Raw genomic sequence first — 17,233 nt, 5'->3', positions numbered from 1 at the left:
CAGCGTCCATCGGAGGGCTCCGCCGGTCGGCGGGGCCCTCCGTCGTGTCCGCGCACCGCGCGGCGCAGCCGCACAACGGCCGCCGAGCCGGTGGTCTGCTGCTACCCGGCGGTAACGTCAGGCCGTAGGCTGGGCCGATGAACGGGGATGCGGAGTACGCGCAGGAGTTCGTCGAGGTCGATGGCGGCCGGCTGGGTGTGCAGGTCTACCCGGAGCCGGCCGGAGCGCCGGGTGCGCCGATGGTCGTGATCTGGCCCGCGATGGGTGTCCGGGCCCGGTACTACCGGCCCTTCGCCGCCGCGCTACGCGCCGCCGGGCTGGGCGTGGTCGTGGCCGACCTGCGCGGCACCGGGGCGAGCACGCCCGCGCCGAGCCGGGCGGACCGGCACGGTTACGCCGAACTGGCCGACGACGTCGGCGCCGTCCTGGCCGCCCTCAAACCACGACTGGACGGACGCACCCGACTGCTTCTCGGGCACTCGCTCGGCGGGCAGGCCGCGCTGCTGCACCTCGCCCTGCACGGCGGCGACGAGGTGGACGGGCTGGCGCTGATCGCTGTCGGCATCCCGTACTGGCGGACCTACCCGGGCCGACGGGGCCTCGGCGTGCTGCCCTTCACCCAGGGGATCGCCGCCACCGCCGCGCTGTTCGGGGTCTGGCCGGGCTGGGGCTTCGGCGGTCGGCAGGCACGCGGCGTGATGCGCGATTGGGCCCACACCGCGCGGACCGGCCGATTTCCCCGGCTCGACGGTACGGACACCGAGGCGGCGGTCCGCGCGGTGCGGACCCCGGTGCTGGCAGTCAGTGTGGACGACGACCAGTTCACCCCGCACGAGACCATGGATCACCTCTGCGCGAAGCTCGCCGGCGCGCCGGTGACCCGGGAGCGGTACTCGGTGGCGCAGGCCGGTGCGACGTTGGACCACTTCACCTGGGTTCGCGCGAGCGTCCCGCTGGCACGGCGGATCGCCGGTTTCGCCGGCGACCTGCCGCCCCGCTGAGCCGTACCGACCGGTCGGCTCACTCGTCCTGGTCCAGCGGCACCAGTTCACCGTCGCGTTCCACCTGGATCTCGCCGTGCTCCTTGCGGGGCGCGACCTCTGCGGTGTTCCGGTGTGGGTCGTTGTCGGGGTGCATGAGCACCGCGTCTGTTTTGGGGGTCTTCTCCCGGCTCTCGTCCGGCTGCGACATCGCGTTCCCCTCTCGTCGGCGTCGCTCGGGATCTACCCGCCACCGGGCGAACGACTCCTGCCCGGGCCATGCCGACCCACCGACGCCACCGATGTCCGGTAACTACCCGCCACGAGCCGCATCGGCCCAGGCGGGGCGGGGTTAGCTGCCCGACCGGCGGGTAAGCCGCACCGCCCGACACGGCGGAAGGGGATCACATGTCCGAACGGCACACCGCACTGCGCTCGATGCACGATCTGGGCCTGGCGGCCTGGTTTGGCGGCTCCCTCATGGGTGCCTTCGGCGTCAACGGCGCAGCGGCGAAAATCAGCGACTCGACCCAGCGGCTCCCGGTCGCCTCGGCCGGATGGTCCAAGTGGACACCGGTCAACGCGGCCGCGATCGGCGCCCACCTCGCCGGCGCCGTCGGTGAGCTGGTGACCGAGAGCCCACGGGTGGCGGCCCAGTCCGGCGTGGGCCGGGCCAGCGCCATCAAGACCGCGTTGACCATCGGCGCGCTGGCGGTCACCGGCTACAGCCGGTTGGTCGGCATGCGGCTGGAGAAGGCGGGCGGTCCGTCGGTGAGCGGCGCCACCGAGCCGAATCACCAGACCCCGGCCAGCGTGGCCTCGTCACAGCGGCAGATGAAGCTGCTCCAGTGGGCCATTCCGGCGCTGACCGGGACCCTTGTGGTGGTCACCGCGTACATGGGTGAGCAGCAGAAGCCCGGCCAGGTGTTCCGCGGGATGCTCGGTCGCGCCGGTGGGATGAAGGGCGCCTCGAAGACCATGATCAAGATGGCGGGAACGAGCAACGGCAAGCGGCCGATGGCGATGGCCGGACGCTGAACGTCGGGCCGGCCGGCGTCCCGCCGCCACCTCGACGGCGAGGCGCTGGCCGGCCCTACGCGCGCACCGGAGCGACGACGGATCCCGCGCGCGGCGGCGTGCCGGCGACCTGTCGTACGCCGCACTCGGGCCGGCTGCCCCGGTCCGGGCAGGGCACATCGTCCGCCGGCGGCGGCGGACCGACGAGCGGGGTGGCCATGACGGCGCACAAGGGACGCAGCGGTGACAACGACCGGCTGGAGCCGGAGGCGACCAAGCCGTGGGGCACCAGCGACGGCTTCGACGCCGACGCGCCCTGGGGCACTGACGACGACTCACCGATGGACGAGGGCAGCGAGGAGACCGCGGTGCCCGAGGGGCGGCGCGGAGAGCGACGCGCGGGTGCTCCGGCGGGCCGGTCCGACCCGGCGGGACGACACGGCTTCGGGTCAGTGGAGCCGACCCGTACGACGATGGCCGGGCCGGGTGCCCCACCCGATCCCGCCCCCAGCGGTCGGAGCTTTCCCGACGACGCGGACATCGGCGAGTCGACCCAGGACGCCTTGCGCAGCCGGGGACGACGGTCCTGAGCGGACCGGTGCCCGGCCGGGCGGCCCGTGCCGCGATCAGCCGGTCGCCGGGACGGCCTGCTCGACGAGCATCGTCTCGGCGAGCACCTGCGCCAGCCTGGTGGCGTCGCGCTGGGCCTGCCCGGCGCAGCAGTTGTTGAACAGCACGTGCAGCTCGTCGGGGGCATCGGCGAACTCGGCCAGCAGCCCGGCCCAGTGCCGCAGCTCGTCCTCGGCGTACGCGTACCGGAACTTCTCCTGCTTGTCGCCCTCGCCCCAGGCGTCGCTGTGACCGTGGAACCGCACGATCGCCGGTTCCGCCGTCATGGTCAGGATCGGTGGCACCGACGACGGGTGCCCCTGCGGCATGTCGACGCAGACCACCGACAGGTCGTGGGCGCGGAGCAGGTCCAGAGTGTCCGCCGCGCCGTCGTCGTCCAACCAGGAGCCGTGCCGCAGCTCGACAGCGACCCGCCACGGCCGGCAGCGCTGCGCCAGCTCGACGATCCGGCGTTCGGCCGCAGGGCTGCGCACCAGCCACGGCGGGAACTGCAACATCACCACACCGAGCTTGCCGGCCGCCGCGATCGGGTCGAGGGCCGCGTGGAACCGGGCCCACAGCTCGTCGTACGCCGGCTCCGGCAGGTCTCGGCGGCGGATCCGGCTCGGACCGCTGGCCGGTCGCAGATCCCGGGGCAGCACGGCGACCGGTGTCGGGTGACCGGTGAAGAGGCTGAACGCCTTGACGTCGAAGGTGAAGTCGTCAGGTGTGGCGTCCACCCACCCCTGGGTCGTCTCCGGCACCGGTATGGCGTAGTAGGACGTGTCCACCTCGACCATCGGAAACTGGCTGGCGTAGAAGCCCAGTCGACGGGCCGGCGTGCTGGCCGAGCGTGGGTACCACCCGGAACGCAGCAGGGACTGGTCCGCCCAGGACGACGTGCCCACCTTAATCACACCCATGTCATCCAGTGGACCGCCACCGGCGCTGATCGGCAACCGCTGGCGGGTCGACCGGTGTCGTGCCCGCAAAGTGTCGGTGCCGCGCCCTACGGTGGCACCGGGTGGACATCAACGAAGGGTGGCGGCATGACCAGCACTGAGCAGCTCACCGGTGAGCGCACCGACCTCCTGCAGACACTCCGCAGGCACCGCGGTTTCCTCCTGCAGACGGTCGACGGGCTCACCGACGAGCAGGCGGCCAGCCGCCCCACCGTCAGCGGGCTCTGCCTCGGCGGCCTCATCAAGCACGTGTCCGGCGTCGAGCACCGGTGGATGCTCTTCGCCGTCGGCGGCGCGGAGGCGATGGGCCGCGAGGAGATCGACTGGGTCGGTCAGTTCCAGATGTTGCCGGGCGAGACCCTCGCCGGGCTGGTCGAGCGCTTCCAGGAGGTGGCCGCCCGGACCGACGAGTTGGCCGCCACCCTCGACCTGGACGCGGCGCACCCGCTGCCGCAGGCGCCCTGGTTCGAGGCGGGTGCGAGTTGGACGATCCGCCGGGTGCTGCTGCACCTGATCGCCGAGACGGCCCAGCACGCCGGGCACGCCGACATCCTGCGGGAGTCGATCGACGGCGCCAAGACCATGGGCTGACCCCGACACCGACCGTCGCCGGGCCGAGCGCCGCCGCACCGCCTCACCGCAGGCGGTGCCGGCGTTCGGTGGTCCGGTCTCTCGCGTAGGCGTCGGAGTGACCCCAACGGCCCGGGATGTCCAGCAGTTCCAGCCGACCGAACCCCTCCGGCACCGCCGGGTTCACCAACAGGTTGTCGCCGGTGGGTCGCAGGCCCAGCATGGTGCCGAGCAGCATCAGCAACGCTCCCGACGACCACGCCTGCGGGCGGCAACTCGTCGCCAACTGCACGGGGTAGGTCGTCAGGTTGCGCTCGTAGCCGGCGATCATTTCCGGCGCCGCGCCACCGAGCGTCTGCGCCATGTCGAAGATGCCGTCCGCGATCCGGGCCGCCTGCACGTCGAGGCGGTAGCGGCGCAACCCGGCTGCGATCAGCGCGTTGTCCGACGGCCACACCGCGCCCAGGTGCGTGCCCACCGGGTTGTACGTGCGCTGCCCCGTGGCGAACGTGCGTACTCCCCACCCGTTGAACAGTCGCGGCCCGACCAGGTGCCCGGCGACCGCCTCCGCCCGGTCGTCCGCGACGATCCCGCTCCACAGCAGATGCCCGATGTTGGAGGCCAGCGCGTCGACGGGTTCGCCGTACGGGTCGAGCGCCAACGCGTAGTACTCCCGGTGTGGTAGCCAGAAGTCAGTGTTGAAGCGCTCCTTCAGCGCTTCCGCCTCCCGTTCCAACCGGTCGGCGTACGCGGGGTCGCCCCAGAACTCCCGGGCCATCCGGGCGCCACGCCGCTTCGCGTCGTACGCGTAGCCCTGCAACTCGCAGGTGGCCCGGGGGAACGCGGGTTGCCGACCGTGGGCGTCGACGATGGCGTCCGGGGAGTCCTTCCAGCACTGGTTGATCGTGCCGTCGCGCTCGTTGCGGCGCTGGTAGCGCAGGTAGCCGTCCCCGGTCAGGTCGCCGTACTCGTCGATCCAGTCCAGCGCCATCCGGGCCGGGTGGCGCAGCTCGCGGACCAGGTCCGCGTCACCGGACCAGCGCTCGTACTCGTCGAGCAACACGACGAAGAGCGGTGTGGTGTCCGCCGCACCGTAGTAGAGCGCGCTCACCCGGTCGCTGAACACCCCCGTCTCGCCGTACCGGAGCTGGGCCAGGATCTTGCCGGGCTCCTCGTCCAACGCGTCGTCGAGTTGGCCGCCCTGCATGAGCGCCAGCATCCGTAGCGTCGCCGGAGCCAGTTCGGGGGTGAAGGCAACCGTCTGGAGGCAGGTGATGAGGGCGTCCCGGCCACACAACCCCATCGCCCACGGCAGACCACCGATGGGCACCCGCTCGCGGTATGACAGCGGCTGGTAGCGCAGCGCCGCCAGGTCCGCGAGGCTGCCCTGGTAGAGCTCCTCCAAACCCTTGCGTTCGGCCACCAGCTGCGGCGCCCGGTCAAGCCACTGCGCCAGGTCCTCGCGCATCCCCGTCCGTACGGTCTGCTGGTGCGACTGCAGGTCGGTGCGGAGATCCCGGCCCTCCGCGCCACCCATTGTCACGCTGACGTGCAGATCGGTCTCCCACTTCCCCTCGGGTTCGATCCGGATCCGGAACGTCATCCCCCGCTCGTCCACCTCGGCGGGGACGGTGCTGCGCACTGTGGTCTCGCGAACGAACCGGTCCCGCTGGTAGCGCAGCACGAGGCGGTGACGCGCCGAGTCGGCGGTGACCTCGACGGCCCGCTGCCGGAGCTGCCCGAGCTGCCCGACCTCGACGATGTCGGTGAAGTCGCTGGCCATCTCCACCCGGACGGTGAACTCGGCGGGCTGCGACGAGTGGTTGAGCACCGTGATGTTCTCGTGGAAGCAGTCGTGCACCGAGCGGTGCCTGATGATCGACACGTCGGCGTCGACGTAGTGGCTCGCCGCACCGGGGACCAGGAAGAACCGGGTTTCGAAGTAGGTGAGGTCGTCGCGGGAGAGCGCGTTGATCCGTTCACCGTCGATCCTGAGCACCCAGTGGGACAGGAATCTGGTGTCGTACGCGAAGAGTCCGGACGGAGCCTGCGGTTCGGCCTCGATGTCGCCCTGGGCGTCGCTGATGGCGAACACGTTGCCCGCGATGAGGTGCACCAGCTCCTGCTTCACGACCGCTCATCCCGAGCGGTCGTCTCGGGCCCAGCATGCCCGGCCCGGCCGGCCAGCGCGGCCCGGCCCAGCTCGCGCGGATGACGGGCGCCGTCCGGCCCGGGGAAGATCCGCCGCAGCAGCATCAGCAGTTGCATGTTGCCCTGCACGGTCAGCTCGTTGCGCAACAGGCCCGCACCCGGGTGCAGCCCGCCGCGGGCCATCCGGTCGAAGACCGCCCGGTCGGCCCGCACCACCAGCTCGGCGTCGTCGGCCGAGCGGGTCACCCGGACCTGCTGGTCGGCGATGGTCAGGTACCAGTGATTGGTGCTGCCGTCGTCGCGGACATCCAACCGCAGCGTCCCCGCTGTGGTCTCCGGCAGGTCGGGCCGCCGGCCGGTGTCCAGCTGTCGCAGGTACTGCTCCGCCGTCGCGCCCATCGGGTCCCCTCCCCACGGTTTCCCGCAGGATCACCCGCGTCGGGGTGAGCCCGGTTCACCCGGAACGGGTGAGGTGCCAGATCTGTCCTGGCCTCGGCTTGTTTGTTCTGGAACGAGGTGGGCAGCCCATGGTTCAGTCGAGACGGACGGGAGCAGCGGTATGCGCGCTCTGCGGTTGCGGGAGTGGAAGTCGGAACCGGAGTTGGTCGAGGTTCCCGATCCGACGCCGGGGCCGGGTCAGGTGGTGGTCCGGGTCGGCGGTGCCGGCGCCTGCCATTCCGACCTGCACCTCATGGACGAGTTCGAGCCCGGCACGATGCCCTGGAACCCACCGTTCACCCTCGGGCACGAGAACGCCGGCTGGGTGCACGCCCTCGGCGATGGGGTGACCGGGTTGTCCGTCGGCCAACCGGTCGCCGTCTTCGGCGCGTGGGGCTGCGGCACCTGCGCCCGATGCCGGGTCGGGGTCGACCCGTACTGCGAGAACCCGTCCGCTGCGCCGGTACCGAGCGGGGGCGGCGGGCTCGGACTGGACGGCGGCATGGCCGAGTTCGAACTGGTCCCGGACGCGCGGCACGTCGTGCCTCTTCCGGAGGGTCTGGATCCGGTGGATGCCGCACCGTTGACCGACGCGGGACTCACCCCGTACCACGCCATCCGGCGTTCCTGGCCGAAGCTGCCACCGGGCAGCACGGCCGTGGTGATCGGGGTCGGCGGGCTGGGGCATGTGGGTGTGCAGATCCTCAAGGCCACCACAGCCGCGCGCGTGGTCGCCGTGGACACCCGAGCTGAGGCGCTGCGGCTGGCCGAGGAATGCGGCGCCGAGCGCACCGTGACCGCCGGACCGACCGCCGCCGAGGAGATCCGGGACGCCACCGGGGGGCGGGGCGCCGACGTGGTGCTGGACTTCGTCGGCACGGACACCACCCTGGCGCTCGGCGTGGCGGCGGCCCGCACCGTTGGCGACCTGACCATCGTGGGGATCGGCGGAGGCAGCGTGGGGGTGTCGTTCTTCTCCGTGCCCTACGAGGTGAGCATCGCGACCACCTACTGGGGCAGCCGCCCCGAACTGGTGGAGGTGCTCGACCTGGGTGCCCGGGGCCTGGTCCGTCCGAAGACCACCACCTTCGCGCTGGACGACGCTCTGGACGCGTACCGCCAGATGCGCGACGGCACCCTGGAGGGCCGGGCGGTGATCGTGCCGTGACCCCGGCGTTCAGTCGGCCTCGATGAGGCCGCGCACGTAGGCGGCCTGGCCCACGTGTTGCAGGTCGTCGTCGACGATGCTGACCAACCTGACGCCGAGAGTGACCGGCGGGTCCCACGCCTCGTCGACCACACGGTCCAGGTCCGCCGTACCCAGGCCGGCCAGGAAGCTTCCGGTACGCGCCGCGACCGCCTGGTAGTAGTCGATCAGCGCCTGCGCGCTCTCCGGCCGCACCGCGGCGACCTGGGCGGGCGAGTGCCCGTAGCCGGTGTTGTCGGGGTCGGCGGCGAGCCCGAACCGACCCGCCCAGTCGCCGCTCACCCAGATCTGCTCGGCGTCGAGCAGGTCGGCGACGTGGTGGTCCTGCACCCGGGTGAGGTGCCAGACCAGCCAGCCGACCGAGTTGGCGCCCGGGAGGGGCTGGTAACGCAGTTGCTCGGGGCTGAGGCCGTCGACGGCCGCGCGGACGAGGTCGGGCAGCCGGTCGTACGCCTCGGTCAGCAGGTCATTCACGTCCACGGGTACGCCTTCCTGGTCGGTTCCCTCACAGGTACCGCCGGCCCCGGACGGGCAAACCTCGGCCGCTACGGTGATCGAATGGTCGCCGCGGTGGAGTTGTACCTGGACCCGGACGCCACCCGCCGGATCCGGGTGCTCTGGGACGCCCTGGAGGCCGAGGGCGTGCAGAGCATGCGCTCGCTGCTGGAGCAGCGCCACCGTCCGCACGTCTCGCTCATGGTGGCACCCCGGTTCGACAGGGAGCAGGTCGCCGAGGCGCTGAAAGGGACGGTGGTGGCCGCCCCGCTGCGGCTCGACTTCCAGTACGCGGGCCAGTTCGTCGGTCGGGTGCTCTGGCTCGGCCCGGCACCCACGCCGGAGTTGCTGGCGCACCACCGGCTGGTGCACGACCGGCTCGCCGCCGCCGGCATCGCCCTCGCCGAGCACTACCAGCCGGGGCGGTGGGTGCCGCACTGCACGCTCTCCATGCGGGTGCCGAACACGCTGATGGCCGCCGCGGTACGCCGCTGTCTGGAGGTGTTGCCGCTGGCCGCGACAGTGGTCGGCGCGGCGCTCACCGACCACGCGCGCGGCATCGCCTACCCGCTGCCTTGACCGCGCCTCGACCATCGAGGCGTAATGTCCGGTTTGGCGGGCGACAGTCGGAAACCCGAAAACAAGCGGTGCGGATGTGGCCGGGCGTGGGAAGGTTCGAGTGGCTGTCGTACCGGTGGTGGGCTGCTCGTAGGCGGTCCGCCCGGCCGGTGTGGCGCGGGGTCACCCCGCGCCGCCCACGGCGGCTTCGACGAGGAGAGGCAGGGCCCATGCAGGCTCAGCGCAGGCCACCGCGCACGGAGCGGAGCCAGACCCGGGACGACCGGACCGGCGGCGGAATGACCGGGGCGGCCACGCCACTGACCATCTGGGCGGCCGCCGTACTGCTCGGCCGGATCGGTGCCGGCGACGACGACGTCGAGGACGAGCGGCACATCCTGCGCGGCATCGAGTGATCCCGGCCGCGCGGCTCAGAGCCAGCCGCGCCGCTTGAAGATCACATAGAGGGTGCCGCAGACCAGCAGCATCAGCAGCAGCGCGAAGAGGTAGCCGAAGCGCCAGTTCAGCTCCGGCATGTGGACGAAGTTCATGCCGTACACGGTGCCGATGAGCGTGGGAGCGAAGAGGATCGCCGCCCAGGAGGAGACCTTCTTCAGCTCCTCGTTCTGGCTGTAGCTGGCCGCGGTGAGGCTGCGCATCTCCTCGTTCTGCTGCTGCGAGACGAGGGTGGCGTTGACGGTGAGGATGTTCTGCAACAGGTGCCGGAAACCGTCCACCCGCTCCACCACCTGGGTCAGGTGGTCGGTGACGTCACGCAGGTAGCGGCGTAGTTCCTCGTCGGCGCTGGCGCTGCCGGCGCCGTCGGCCAGCGCGTCGAGCACGCTGAGCAGTGGACGGGCGGCCCGCTGGAACTGGATGACCTCGCGGCTGAGCCCGTAGATGCGCCGGCTGGCGTTCGGGTCGCCACCGAACACCTGGGTCTCGATCTCGTCGATGTCGTTCTCCAGTCCGGCCACCACCGGCGCGTACCCGTCGACGACCTGGTCGAGGATCGCGTAGAGGACCGCCTCCGGCCCGCGGGCGAGCATCTGCGCCTCGGTCTCCAGCCGCCGCCGCACCGCGGCCAGGTCGGGCGCCTCTCCGTGTCGCACGGTGACCACGAAACCCGGGCCGATGAACAGGTGCAGCTCGGAGAACTCGACCTCCTCCCGGAGGTCGTCGTAGCGGGCGGCGCGCAGCACCACGAACAGGGTGTGCCCGTACCGCTCCAGCTTGGGCCGCTGGTGGGCGTTGATCGCGTCCTCGACCGCCAGGTCGTGCAGCCGAAACTCCCGCGCCAGCGAGGTGATCTGCTCGATGTCCGGCCGGTACAACCCGATCCAGGCCATCGCGCCGTCCTGCTCCTGCAGACAGCGGTACGTTTCGGCGAGGCCGGACGGCGAGGCGAACCGGTGCCCCCGGAGGTAGACCGCGCTGTCCACCAGGCCGCCGTGGGACGCGCCGGGTGACTCCGCGGACGGCGCCACGCCGACAGTCGTCTCGTACTCGTCGAGTTGGCGTCCGAAGCCATCACCCGGGCGGAAGCGACGGCCGCCGACCATGCCCTGTCCCCTCCCCCGGGTGCCGTCCCATCCAGCCCGGGGCGCTGCTTCCCCAGTGTCCTGGGCCCTGAAACCCGCAGTGGCGTCGGCTGGGTTCCGCACACCGGCGGACGGGGCCGGCCCGGCGGGCGGATACTCACGGTGACCGGGGTTGGGATGACGGGGGACGCGCCGGTGACTGTCGACAGACGCGCCGGCCGGTTGCGGGGGTGGCTGCTCGACGCCGGCTCGGACCAGGCCGTGCAGCACCCGGGGCCGCACGGGCGCCCGCCGGAGCACCGGCACCACCCGTGGTGGAAGGTGATGTGCCTGACCGGCGTCGACTACTTCTCCACGCTGGGTTACCAGCCGGGCATCGCGGCGCTGGCCGCCGGGGCGCTCTCACCGGTGGCGACGGTGGTGCTGGTGCTGGTGACCCTGCTGGGGGCGCTGCCGGTCTACCGGCGGGTGGCGGTGGAGAGCCCGCACGGTGAGGGCTCCATCGCGATGCTGGTACGCCTGCTGAGCTACTGGCCGGGCAAGTTGCTGGTGCTGGTGCTGCTCGGTTTCGCGGCCACCGACTTCATCATCACCATCACCCTCTCGGCCGCCGACGCGACGGCGCACATCGACGAGAACCCGTTCTGGCCGAGCGGGCTCAAGGGTCACGAGGTGCTGGTCACGCTGCTGCTGCTGTCGCTGCTGGGCGCGGTGTTCCTCAAGGGATTCGCCGAGGCCATCGGGATCGCCGTCGTGCTGGTCGCGGTCTACCTGACGCTGAACGCCGTGGTGGTGGCCGACGCGCTGTGGCGGGTGGTGACACACCCGAGCGCGGTAGGTGACTGGACCACCGCGCTGACCACCGGGCACGGCGATCCGTGGCTGGTGGTCGGGTTGTCGCTGCTGGTCTTTCCGAAGCTGGCGTTGGGTCTGTCCGGCTTCGAGACAGGGGTGGCGGTCATGCCGAGCGTACGGGGTGACCCGCAGGACTCGGAGGCCCAACCGCTGGGCCGGATCCGTGGCGCCCGCCGGCTGCTCACCACCGCGGCGGTGATCATGAGCGTCTTCCTGATCACCAGCAGTGTGACGACCACAGTGCTCATTCCGCCGGAGGCCTTCCAGCCGGGCGGGCCGGCGAACGGGCGCGCGCTGGCCTACCTGGCGCACGCCCACCTCGGCGAGGTGTTCGGCACCATCTACGACCTGTCCACCATCGGAATTCTCTGGTTCGCCGGGGCATCCGCGATGGCTGGTCTGCTCAACCTCGTGCCGCGCTACCTGCCCCGTTACGGCATGGCGCCGACCTGGGCGCGAGCCGTCCGGCCGCTGGTGCTGGTCTTCACCGCCGTGGCGTTCCTGATCACGATCATCTTCGAGGCCAGCGTGGACGCGCAGGGCGGCGCGTACGCCACCGGGGTCCTGGTGTTGATCACCTCGGCCGCGACGGCGGTGACGCTCGCAGCGCTCCGGCAGCGTCAGCGCGGCCGCACCATCGCGTTCGGAGTCATCGCGGTGATTTTCGTCTACACCACGCTGGCGAACGTGGTGGAGCGCCCGAGCGGCGTCAAGATCGCGGGCTGTTTCATCGGCGGGATCGTCCTGGTGTCGGCGCTGTCCCGGCTGAGGCGGGCCTACGAGCTGCGCGTCGACCACGTCGAGCTGGACCACGCCGCGGCCCGGATGATCGACGAGCGCGCCGGACGGCGGATCCGCCTCATCGCGCACGAACCCGACCGGCGCGACGAGGCGGAGTACCACGCGAAGCTGGCGCAGACCATGGCGAACAACGAATTTCCCGACGACAGCGACGTCATCTTCGTCGAGGTCACTGTCACCGACCCGTCCGACTTCGAGACCGAGCTGCTGGTCCGCGGCAGCGTGGTCGACGGCCGGTTCCCGGTGCTCAGCCTGGCCAGCTCGTCGGTGCCCACCGCGCTCGCCGCCCTGCTGCTGGAGATCCGTGACCGCAGCCGTCGCCGCCCCCACATCTACTTCGAGTGGTCCGAGGGCGGCCCAACCCGCAACTTCCTGCGCTACCTGGCGTTCGGACAGGGCGCCATCGCCTCGGTGACCCGGGAGATCCTGCGCCGCCAGGAGCCCGACCCGCACCGTCGACCGCACGTGCACGCCGGCTGACCTGCGAGTCGACAGCCCGTCGCGCACAGTGAGCGTGGTCATACCGACTGGACGATCCACCGGTTCGTGCTGCTAGCCTCGGCGCAGGTCATGAGCGCCAGCGCGAAGCCCCGGCTCGCTGGCCGGCAACCCTCCTCCGCGGTGGGGTGCCCCGGGTGAAGACCAGGCACCGGCAGGACGTCGGTGCAAGCGTGGCCTGGCACCCAGGTCAGCACAGACCCGGGAGAACCATGCGCATCCTCAGCACCACCCCACCGACCGACGTCGCGGACGCCCGCACCGGTCGGCCCTCGCCCGCACTGATCCGGCGGCGGCACGTGGACATGATGCGAATGTGCAGCGCCGCCTGTCGTCGCGGCACCGCGCTCTAGCACCCCCTTCCCCAGCTCGTTTCCCACCGGTACGCCCATCGGGCGTGCCGTCGGTGGCGCACGTCGATACGCGCCCAGACACCACATTCGGAGACACCAGTGCGATTCCTTCCTGCCCTGACCCGTGCCGCCGCCCTGGGCGCGGCCACGATCCTGGCCGCCACCGCCCTCACCGCCTGCGGCGACGACAGCTCGTCCGACGCCACCGCCAACCCGTACCGCCTGGCCCAGGCGGGTGTGCTGCGCGCCGGAACGCTTACCGACGCCCCGCCGAACGTGTACCTCAAGGACGGCAGGTTCACCGGCTTCGACAACGACCTGCTGACCGCCGTGGCCGGCAAGCTCGGCCTCACCGTCGAGTTCGTCGGCACCGACTTCTCCGCGCTGCTCAGCCAGGTGAACAACCGCAAGTTCGACGTGGGCAGCTCCTCGATCACCATCACCGAGGCCCGCAAGAAGACAGTCGACTTCGGCAACGGCTACGACTTCGGCTACTTCGGCCTGGACGTCCCGGCCGGCTCGCCGATCACCGGCTTCGACCAGCTCACCGGCAAGCGGGTCGTGGTGGTGCAGGGCACCGTCCAGGACGACTACGCCACCGGCAAGCAGCTCAACCCGGTGCGGGTGCCGGACTACAACGGCGCGATCAACCAGCTCAAGGCGGGCACCGCCGACGCCTGGATCGCCCCGGCGGAGATCGGCGAGAAGTCGGCCGCCGACAGCAACGGCAAGATCACCGTGGCGGCCAAGCAGCTCAGTCCGGCACCGACCGCGTACGCGGTGGCCAAGGGGAACGACAAGCTGCGCGAGGCGCTGAACAAGAGCCTCGACGAGGTCATCGCCGACGGCACCTGGAGCCGGTTGCAGGCGCAGTACTACCCGGGTCGGCCGATCCCGGCGGACTTCACACCGGGCAGCGGCACTGTGAAGGCCCCGTCCGCGTCGGCCACGCCGTCGGTGTCGGCTGTGCCGACGGGGCCGTCGGTGTCGGCTGTGCCGACGGGGCCGTCGGCGTCCGCGTCGACCGCTTCCTGAACCGGTGACGAGCGAGCGGGGCGGTAGGAGCGACCGATGGATCCGTTGAGCACCCTGTGGGAGACCTTCTTCGACGCCGACGCGATGCGCGAGGCGCTGCCCGAGATGCTGACTGTCGGGTTGCCCAACACGCTGATCCTGGCGGTCTCCGCCGCCCTGCTCGGCTCGGTGCTGGGCCTGCTGCTGGCCGTCGCGGGCATCTCCCGCAGCCGCTGGTTGCGCTGGCCGGCGCGGGTCTACACCGACGTGTTCCGGGGGCTGCCGGCCGCGGCGACGATCCTGCTGATCGGCGTCGGGCTGGCCCCGCTGGGCATGCAGGTCTGGGGGCCGGATCCCTACCCGTTGGGCATCCTGGCGCTGTCGCTCATCGCCGCCGCGTACATCGGGGAGATCTTCCGCTCGGGCATCCAGTCGGTGGAGGCCGCCCAGTTGGAGGGCTCCCGGGCGCTCGGCTTCTCCTGGGCCGACTCGATGCGGCTGGTGATCATTCCGCAGGGCATCCGGCGGGTGTTGCCGGCCTGGGTGAACCAGCTCATCGCACTGATCAAGGACTCCAGCCTGGTCTACTTCCTCGGCCTGGTGGCCAGCCAGCGGGAGCTGTTCCGGATCGGGCAGGACTACGCGGCCACCACCGGCAACGAGTCGGCACTGCTGCTGGCAGGGCTCTGCTACCTGGCGTTGACAGTCCCGCTGACGCACGTCGTCAACTGGATCGACAGACGGCTGCGCAACGGTCGGCCGGCCACCGTGTCGACCGAAGAGGACGACGACGACATCCCGTCGTACGCCGCGACGGAAGGAGATCGGCGATGACCACCGCCACGAAGACCTCGGTCAGCCTCGACGTACGCGACGTGCACCTCGCCTTCGGACCGAACCGGGTGCTGCGCGGCGTCGACCTCTCGGTGCCGCGGGGCGCGACGGCCTGCGTCATCGGGCCGTCCGGGTCGGGCAAGTCCACACTGCTGCGCACCATCAACCGACTGATCGAACCGGACCGGGGCGACGTGCTGCTGGACGGGCGCAGCGTGCTGGGCGACGACCCGGACGCGCTGCGGCAGCGGGTGGGCATGGTGTTCCAGCAGTTCAACCTCTTTCCGCACATGAGCGTGCTGCGCAACGTCACGCTGGCGCTGCGCCGGCTGCGAAAGCTCGGTGCGGACGAGGCGGAGACCGTCGCCCGGGCCCAGTTGGAGCTGGTGGGGCTGGCCGGCAAGGCGAACTCCCGCCCTGCGCAGCTCTCCGGTGGTCAACAGCAGCGGGTGGCGATCGCCCGCGCGCTGGCGCTGCGGCCCGAGGTGATGCTCTTCGACGAGGCCACCTCGGCGCTCGACCCGGAGTTGGTCAAGGGCGTCCTCGGGGTGATGGCCGACCTGTCCGCCGCCGGCATGACGATGGTGGTGGTGACCCACGAGATGGGCTTCGCCCGGCAGGTAGCCGACACCGTCGCCTTCATGGACCGGGGCGTGGTGCTGGAGGCCGGCCCACCCGAGGCGATCTTCGAGCGGGCCGAGCATCAGCGGCTTCGCCGGTTCCTCGACCAGGTGCTCTGAGCCTCGGTCACTCGTTGGGTCCTCGCCCCAGCAGCCGGATCTCCTCGTTGTCCAGCGCGGCCTGGAGTTCCTGGAGCACCAGGTCGTCGATCTCCCGGTTGTCGCGCAGTCGGGTGACCTCCCGCCTCTTGTGGGCGAGGACACCGAGGCGCAGTCGGCGTTCCAACCGGCGCTCCTCGGCGGTGCTCCCGCCGCTCTCGTTGAGGTCCTCCAGATGCCGCCGGTACTCAGCCTCCAGCCGACGCACCGAGTCATCCTGGGCACCGATCTCCGCCGCGACCCGTGGTAGGGCGGCCAGGCCCACCTCGGTGGCGCGCCGCCGGGCGTTGCGGGCCTCGTCGACGCGTTCCGGGTCGCCGCTGAGCCCGGCCCAGCGGACCACCAACGGCAGTGTGGTGCCCTGAAGCAGCATGATCAGCACGATCACCAGCGCGGTGACGAAGATGATCAGATCGCGTTCGACCACCGGTCGACCGTCGACCATCACCGTCGGAACGGCCAGGGCGGCGGCCAGCGAGACCGCGCCCCGGAAACCGGACCAGCCCGCGACGGTCCCCACCCGCCAGGCGGACGGCCCCTGGCTCGGGTCCATGATCCGGCGGCGCCGCAGCCGCGCCGACTGTGCGGTCAGGTAGACGAAGAGCAGGCGGGTGCCGATCACGACCAGTGTGACCACCAGCACGATCACCAGCGCCCGCCCGGGCGAGGTGCTGGTGATGCCCCGCACCGCGCGGGGAATCTGCGTGCCGAGCAGGACGAACAGACCGCCGTTGATCAGGAAGGTGGACAGGTCCCAGAACGCGTACGCCAGCACCCGGGACCGGGCCCGGATCACCCGTGGGCCGGCGTAGGCCAGCACCAGGCCGGCGACCACCACCGCCAGCACCCCACTGGCGTGCACCGAGTCGGCGAGCAGGAAGGCACCGAACGGTGTCAGCACGCTCAACGCGCCCTCGCGCAGCGGATCGTCGAGCCGCTTGCGGATCAGCACCACGGCGGCCCCCACCAGCAGACCGGCTGTCACACCGCCGACGCTGGCGCCGACGAACTCCTCGCCGACGCCCAGCACGCCCGGGTCGGCGCTGTGGCTGAGCAGACCCACCGCCACCGCGAAGACCACCAGCGCCGTGCCGTCGTTGATCAGGCTCTCCGCGTGCAGGGTGGTGAGCAGCTTCCGGGGCAGCCGCTTGGCCAGGCCGGTGACCGCGGCGGCGTCGGTCGGCGCGAGGACCGCGCCGAGCACCCAGGCGGCGGCGGGGTTCACCCCGAACGCCTGCGCGGCGAACGACACAGTGACCATGGTGAGCACCACCAGCACCACGGCGAGCAGCCCGATCACGGGCAGGTTGGCCCGGATCTCCCGCAGGCTGATGGTGAGGCTCTCCCGGTACAGGATCGCCGGCAGGAAGATCAACAGGACCAGGTCGGGTTCCAGGCTGACCTCGGACAGCGGCGGCGTGAGTCCGAGCAGTACGCCCAACGCGATGAGCAGAACCGGCGGGGCCACCCGGTACCGGCCGCCGAGAGTGGTGCCGACGAGGACTGTGACGCCCAGCGTCACGATCAGGATGAGCGCCTCCACGCGTACCCCCCTCGGACCACTGCCGACG

19 protein-coding genes and 1 riboswitch are annotated in these 17,233 nt (G+C 71.4%); of the genes, 12 read left to right on the top strand and 7 right to left on the bottom strand.

The genetic code is table 11. From position 1 onward, the window contains the following. Positions 1–137: 137 nt before the first annotated feature. The gene (locus AB0B98_RS06050) at positions 138–1,001 is read left to right on the top strand and encodes an alpha/beta fold hydrolase (RefSeq protein ID WP_357361221.1); all 864 of its coding nucleotides are present in this window, start codon (positions 138–140) and stop codon (positions 999–1,001) included. A 19-nt stretch (positions 1,002–1,020) separates the two neighbouring features. Here AB0B98_RS06050 and AB0B98_RS06045 read toward each other — a convergent pair whose 3' ends face one another. Continuing rightward, positions 1,021–1,191 (bottom strand): hypothetical protein, encoded by a 171-nt coding sequence (locus AB0B98_RS06045; protein ID WP_196922054.1) that lies wholly within the window; start codon positions 1,189–1,191, stop codon positions 1,021–1,023. Positions 1,192–1,388: 197 nt separating this feature from the next. Here AB0B98_RS06045 and AB0B98_RS06040 point away from each other — a divergent pair, with 197 nt between their 5' ends. Beyond that, positions 1,389–2,018 carry a hypothetical protein gene (locus AB0B98_RS06040; protein WP_357361220.1) on the top strand — a complete coding sequence of 210 codons (630 nt, stop codon included), beginning with the start codon at positions 1,389–1,391 and terminating at the stop codon, positions 2,016–2,018. A gap of 197 nt (positions 2,019–2,215) precedes the next feature. Continuing rightward, positions 2,216–2,587: a hypothetical protein gene (locus AB0B98_RS06035; RefSeq protein ID WP_357182197.1), complete on the top strand. Its 372-nt coding sequence runs from the start codon at positions 2,216–2,218 to the stop codon at positions 2,585–2,587. 36 nt (positions 2,588–2,623) lie between these two features. Here the strand turns inward: AB0B98_RS06035 and AB0B98_RS06030 are convergent, their stop codons facing one another. Continuing rightward, on the bottom strand, positions 2,624–3,529 hold the full coding sequence (locus AB0B98_RS06030; protein WP_238669318.1) for a DUF72 domain-containing protein: 906 nt from the start codon (positions 3,527–3,529) through the stop codon (positions 2,624–2,626). A 126-nt stretch (positions 3,530–3,655) separates the two neighbouring features. Between AB0B98_RS06030 and AB0B98_RS06025 the strand changes: the two genes are divergently transcribed. Then, positions 3,656–4,159 (top strand): DinB family protein, encoded by a 504-nt coding sequence (locus AB0B98_RS06025; protein ID WP_357283427.1) that lies wholly within the window; start codon positions 3,656–3,658, stop codon positions 4,157–4,159. Between the two features lie 43 nt (positions 4,160–4,202). Here the strand turns inward: AB0B98_RS06025 and AB0B98_RS06020 are convergent, their stop codons facing one another. After that, on the bottom strand, positions 4,203–6,269 hold the full coding sequence (locus AB0B98_RS06020) for a glycogen debranching N-terminal domain-containing protein (protein WP_357361219.1): 2,067 nt from the start codon (positions 6,267–6,269) through the stop codon (positions 4,203–4,205). Further along, positions 6,266–6,688, bottom strand: coding sequence for an SCP2 sterol-binding domain-containing protein (locus AB0B98_RS06015; RefSeq protein ID WP_357361218.1), 423 nt, complete (start codon positions 6,686–6,688; stop codon positions 6,266–6,268). The genes AB0B98_RS06020 and AB0B98_RS06015 overlap by 4 nt, the downstream gene beginning before the upstream one ends. A 160-nt stretch (positions 6,689–6,848) precedes the next feature. Here AB0B98_RS06015 and AB0B98_RS06010 point away from each other — a divergent pair, with 160 nt between their 5' ends. Next, positions 6,849–7,895 (top strand): NAD(P)-dependent alcohol dehydrogenase, encoded by a 1,047-nt coding sequence (locus AB0B98_RS06010; protein WP_357361217.1) that lies wholly within the window; start codon positions 6,849–6,851, stop codon positions 7,893–7,895. Between the two features lie 9 nt (positions 7,896–7,904). Here AB0B98_RS06010 and AB0B98_RS06005 read toward each other — a convergent pair whose 3' ends face one another. Beyond that, the gene (locus tag AB0B98_RS06005; RefSeq protein WP_357361216.1) at positions 7,905–8,414 is read right to left on the bottom strand and encodes a DUF664 domain-containing protein; all 510 of its coding nucleotides are present in this window, start codon (positions 8,412–8,414) and stop codon (positions 7,905–7,907) included. Positions 8,415–8,492: 78 nt separating this feature from the next. Here AB0B98_RS06005 and AB0B98_RS06000 point away from each other — a divergent pair, with 78 nt between their 5' ends. Next, a complete protein-coding gene (locus tag AB0B98_RS06000) occupies positions 8,493–9,008 on the top strand; it encodes a 2'-5' RNA ligase family protein (protein WP_238669312.1) in 516 nt (171 codons plus the stop codon). Between the two features lie 209 nt (positions 9,009–9,217). After that, a complete protein-coding gene (locus AB0B98_RS05995; protein WP_091401337.1) occupies positions 9,218–9,403 on the top strand; it encodes a hypothetical protein in 186 nt (61 codons plus the stop codon). A 15-nt stretch (positions 9,404–9,418) separates the two neighbouring features. Here the strand turns inward: AB0B98_RS05995 and corA are convergent, their stop codons facing one another. Continuing rightward, the gene (gene corA, locus AB0B98_RS05990; RefSeq protein WP_357283408.1) at positions 9,419–10,549 is read right to left on the bottom strand and encodes a magnesium/cobalt transporter CorA; all 1,131 of its coding nucleotides are present in this window, start codon (positions 10,547–10,549) and stop codon (positions 9,419–9,421) included. 174 nt (positions 10,550–10,723) lie between these two features. Between corA and AB0B98_RS05985 the strand changes: the two genes are divergently transcribed. The 5 genes from AB0B98_RS05985 to AB0B98_RS05965 all read left to right on the top strand — a co-directional run bounded on the left by AB0B98_RS05985 (position 10,724) and on the right by AB0B98_RS05965 (position 15,623). Then, complete coding sequence (locus AB0B98_RS05985) at positions 10,724–12,664, top strand: amino acid transporter (protein WP_357361215.1); 1,941 nt, start codon at positions 10,724–10,726, stop codon at positions 12,662–12,664. 86 nt (positions 12,665–12,750) lie between these two features. Next, a riboswitch (SAM riboswitch) is annotated at positions 12,751–12,862 on the top strand. Positions 12,863–12,894: 32 nt separating this feature from the next. Then, positions 12,895–13,035, top strand: a complete 141-nt coding sequence (locus AB0B98_RS05980; RefSeq protein WP_357361214.1) for a hypothetical protein — start codon at positions 12,895–12,897, stop codon at positions 13,033–13,035. Positions 13,036–13,134: 99 nt separating this feature from the next. Further along, a complete protein-coding gene (locus AB0B98_RS05975) occupies positions 13,135–14,070 on the top strand; it encodes an ABC transporter substrate-binding protein (RefSeq protein ID WP_357361213.1) in 936 nt (311 codons plus the stop codon). Between the two features lie 36 nt (positions 14,071–14,106). Next, entirely contained in the window at positions 14,107–14,883 is a 777-nt protein-coding gene (locus tag AB0B98_RS05970) for an amino acid ABC transporter permease (RefSeq protein WP_238669308.1), read from the top strand. Beyond that, a complete protein-coding gene (locus tag AB0B98_RS05965; RefSeq protein WP_357361212.1) occupies positions 14,880–15,623 on the top strand; it encodes an amino acid ABC transporter ATP-binding protein in 744 nt (247 codons plus the stop codon). Before AB0B98_RS05970 ends, AB0B98_RS05965 begins: the two co-directional genes overlap by 4 nt. 7 nt (positions 15,624–15,630) lie before the next feature. Here the strand turns inward: AB0B98_RS05965 and AB0B98_RS05960 are convergent, their stop codons facing one another. Continuing rightward, a complete protein-coding gene (locus AB0B98_RS05960) occupies positions 15,631–17,205 on the bottom strand; it encodes a Na+/H+ antiporter (protein WP_357361211.1) in 1,575 nt (524 codons plus the stop codon). Between the last annotated feature and the right edge of the window lie 28 nt (positions 17,206–17,233).

Source organism: Micromonospora sp. NPDC048947, assembly GCF_040649495.1.
GTDB lineage: Bacteria > Actinomycetota > Actinomycetes > Mycobacteriales > Micromonosporaceae > Micromonospora > Micromonospora alfalfae.
Note: the sequence above shows the minus strand (reverse complement) of the source record. Positions and strands in the feature narration are given on the sequence as shown.

What these genes read in the sequence shown, in the direction of transcription:
- AB0B98_RS05995 (WP_091401337.1), top strand. Translation starts at nt 9,218, where the DNA reads ATGCAGGCTCAGCGCAGGCCACCGCGCACGGAGCGGAGCCAGACCCGG.
- AB0B98_RS06035 (WP_357182197.1), top strand. Translation starts at nt 2,216, where the DNA reads ATGACGGCGCACAAGGGACGCAGCGGTGACAACGACCGGCTGGAGCCG.
- AB0B98_RS06010 (WP_357361217.1), top strand. Translation starts at nt 6,849, where the DNA reads ATGCGCGCTCTGCGGTTGCGGGAGTGGAAGTCGGAACCGGAGTTGGTC.
- AB0B98_RS05980 (WP_357361214.1), top strand. Translation starts at nt 12,895, where the DNA reads ATGCGCATCCTCAGCACCACCCCACCGACCGACGTCGCGGACGCCCGC.
- AB0B98_RS05970 (WP_238669308.1), top strand. Translation starts at nt 14,107, where the DNA reads ATGGATCCGTTGAGCACCCTGTGGGAGACCTTCTTCGACGCCGACGCG.
- AB0B98_RS06045 (WP_196922054.1), bottom strand. Translation starts at nt 1,191, where the DNA reads ATGTCGCAGCCGGACGAGAGCCGGGAGAAGACCCCCAAAACAGACGCG.
- AB0B98_RS06015 (WP_357361218.1), bottom strand. Translation starts at nt 6,688, where the DNA reads ATGGGCGCGACGGCGGAGCAGTACCTGCGACAGCTGGACACCGGCCGG.
- AB0B98_RS06025 (WP_357283427.1), top strand. Translation starts at nt 3,656, where the DNA reads ATGACCAGCACTGAGCAGCTCACCGGTGAGCGCACCGACCTCCTGCAG.
- AB0B98_RS06040 (WP_357361220.1), top strand. Translation starts at nt 1,389, where the DNA reads ATGTCCGAACGGCACACCGCACTGCGCTCGATGCACGATCTGGGCCTG.
- AB0B98_RS05965 (WP_357361212.1), top strand. Translation starts at nt 14,880, where the DNA reads ATGACCACCGCCACGAAGACCTCGGTCAGCCTCGACGTACGCGACGTG.
- AB0B98_RS06030 (WP_238669318.1), bottom strand. Translation starts at nt 3,529, where the DNA reads ATGGGTGTGATTAAGGTGGGCACGTCGTCCTGGGCGGACCAGTCCCTG.
- AB0B98_RS06000 (WP_238669312.1), top strand. Translation starts at nt 8,493, where the DNA reads ATGGTCGCCGCGGTGGAGTTGTACCTGGACCCGGACGCCACCCGCCGG.
- corA (WP_357283408.1), bottom strand. Translation starts at nt 10,549, where the DNA reads ATGGTCGGCGGCCGTCGCTTCCGCCCGGGTGATGGCTTCGGACGCCAA.
- AB0B98_RS06050 (WP_357361221.1), top strand. Translation starts at nt 138, where the DNA reads ATGAACGGGGATGCGGAGTACGCGCAGGAGTTCGTCGAGGTCGATGGC.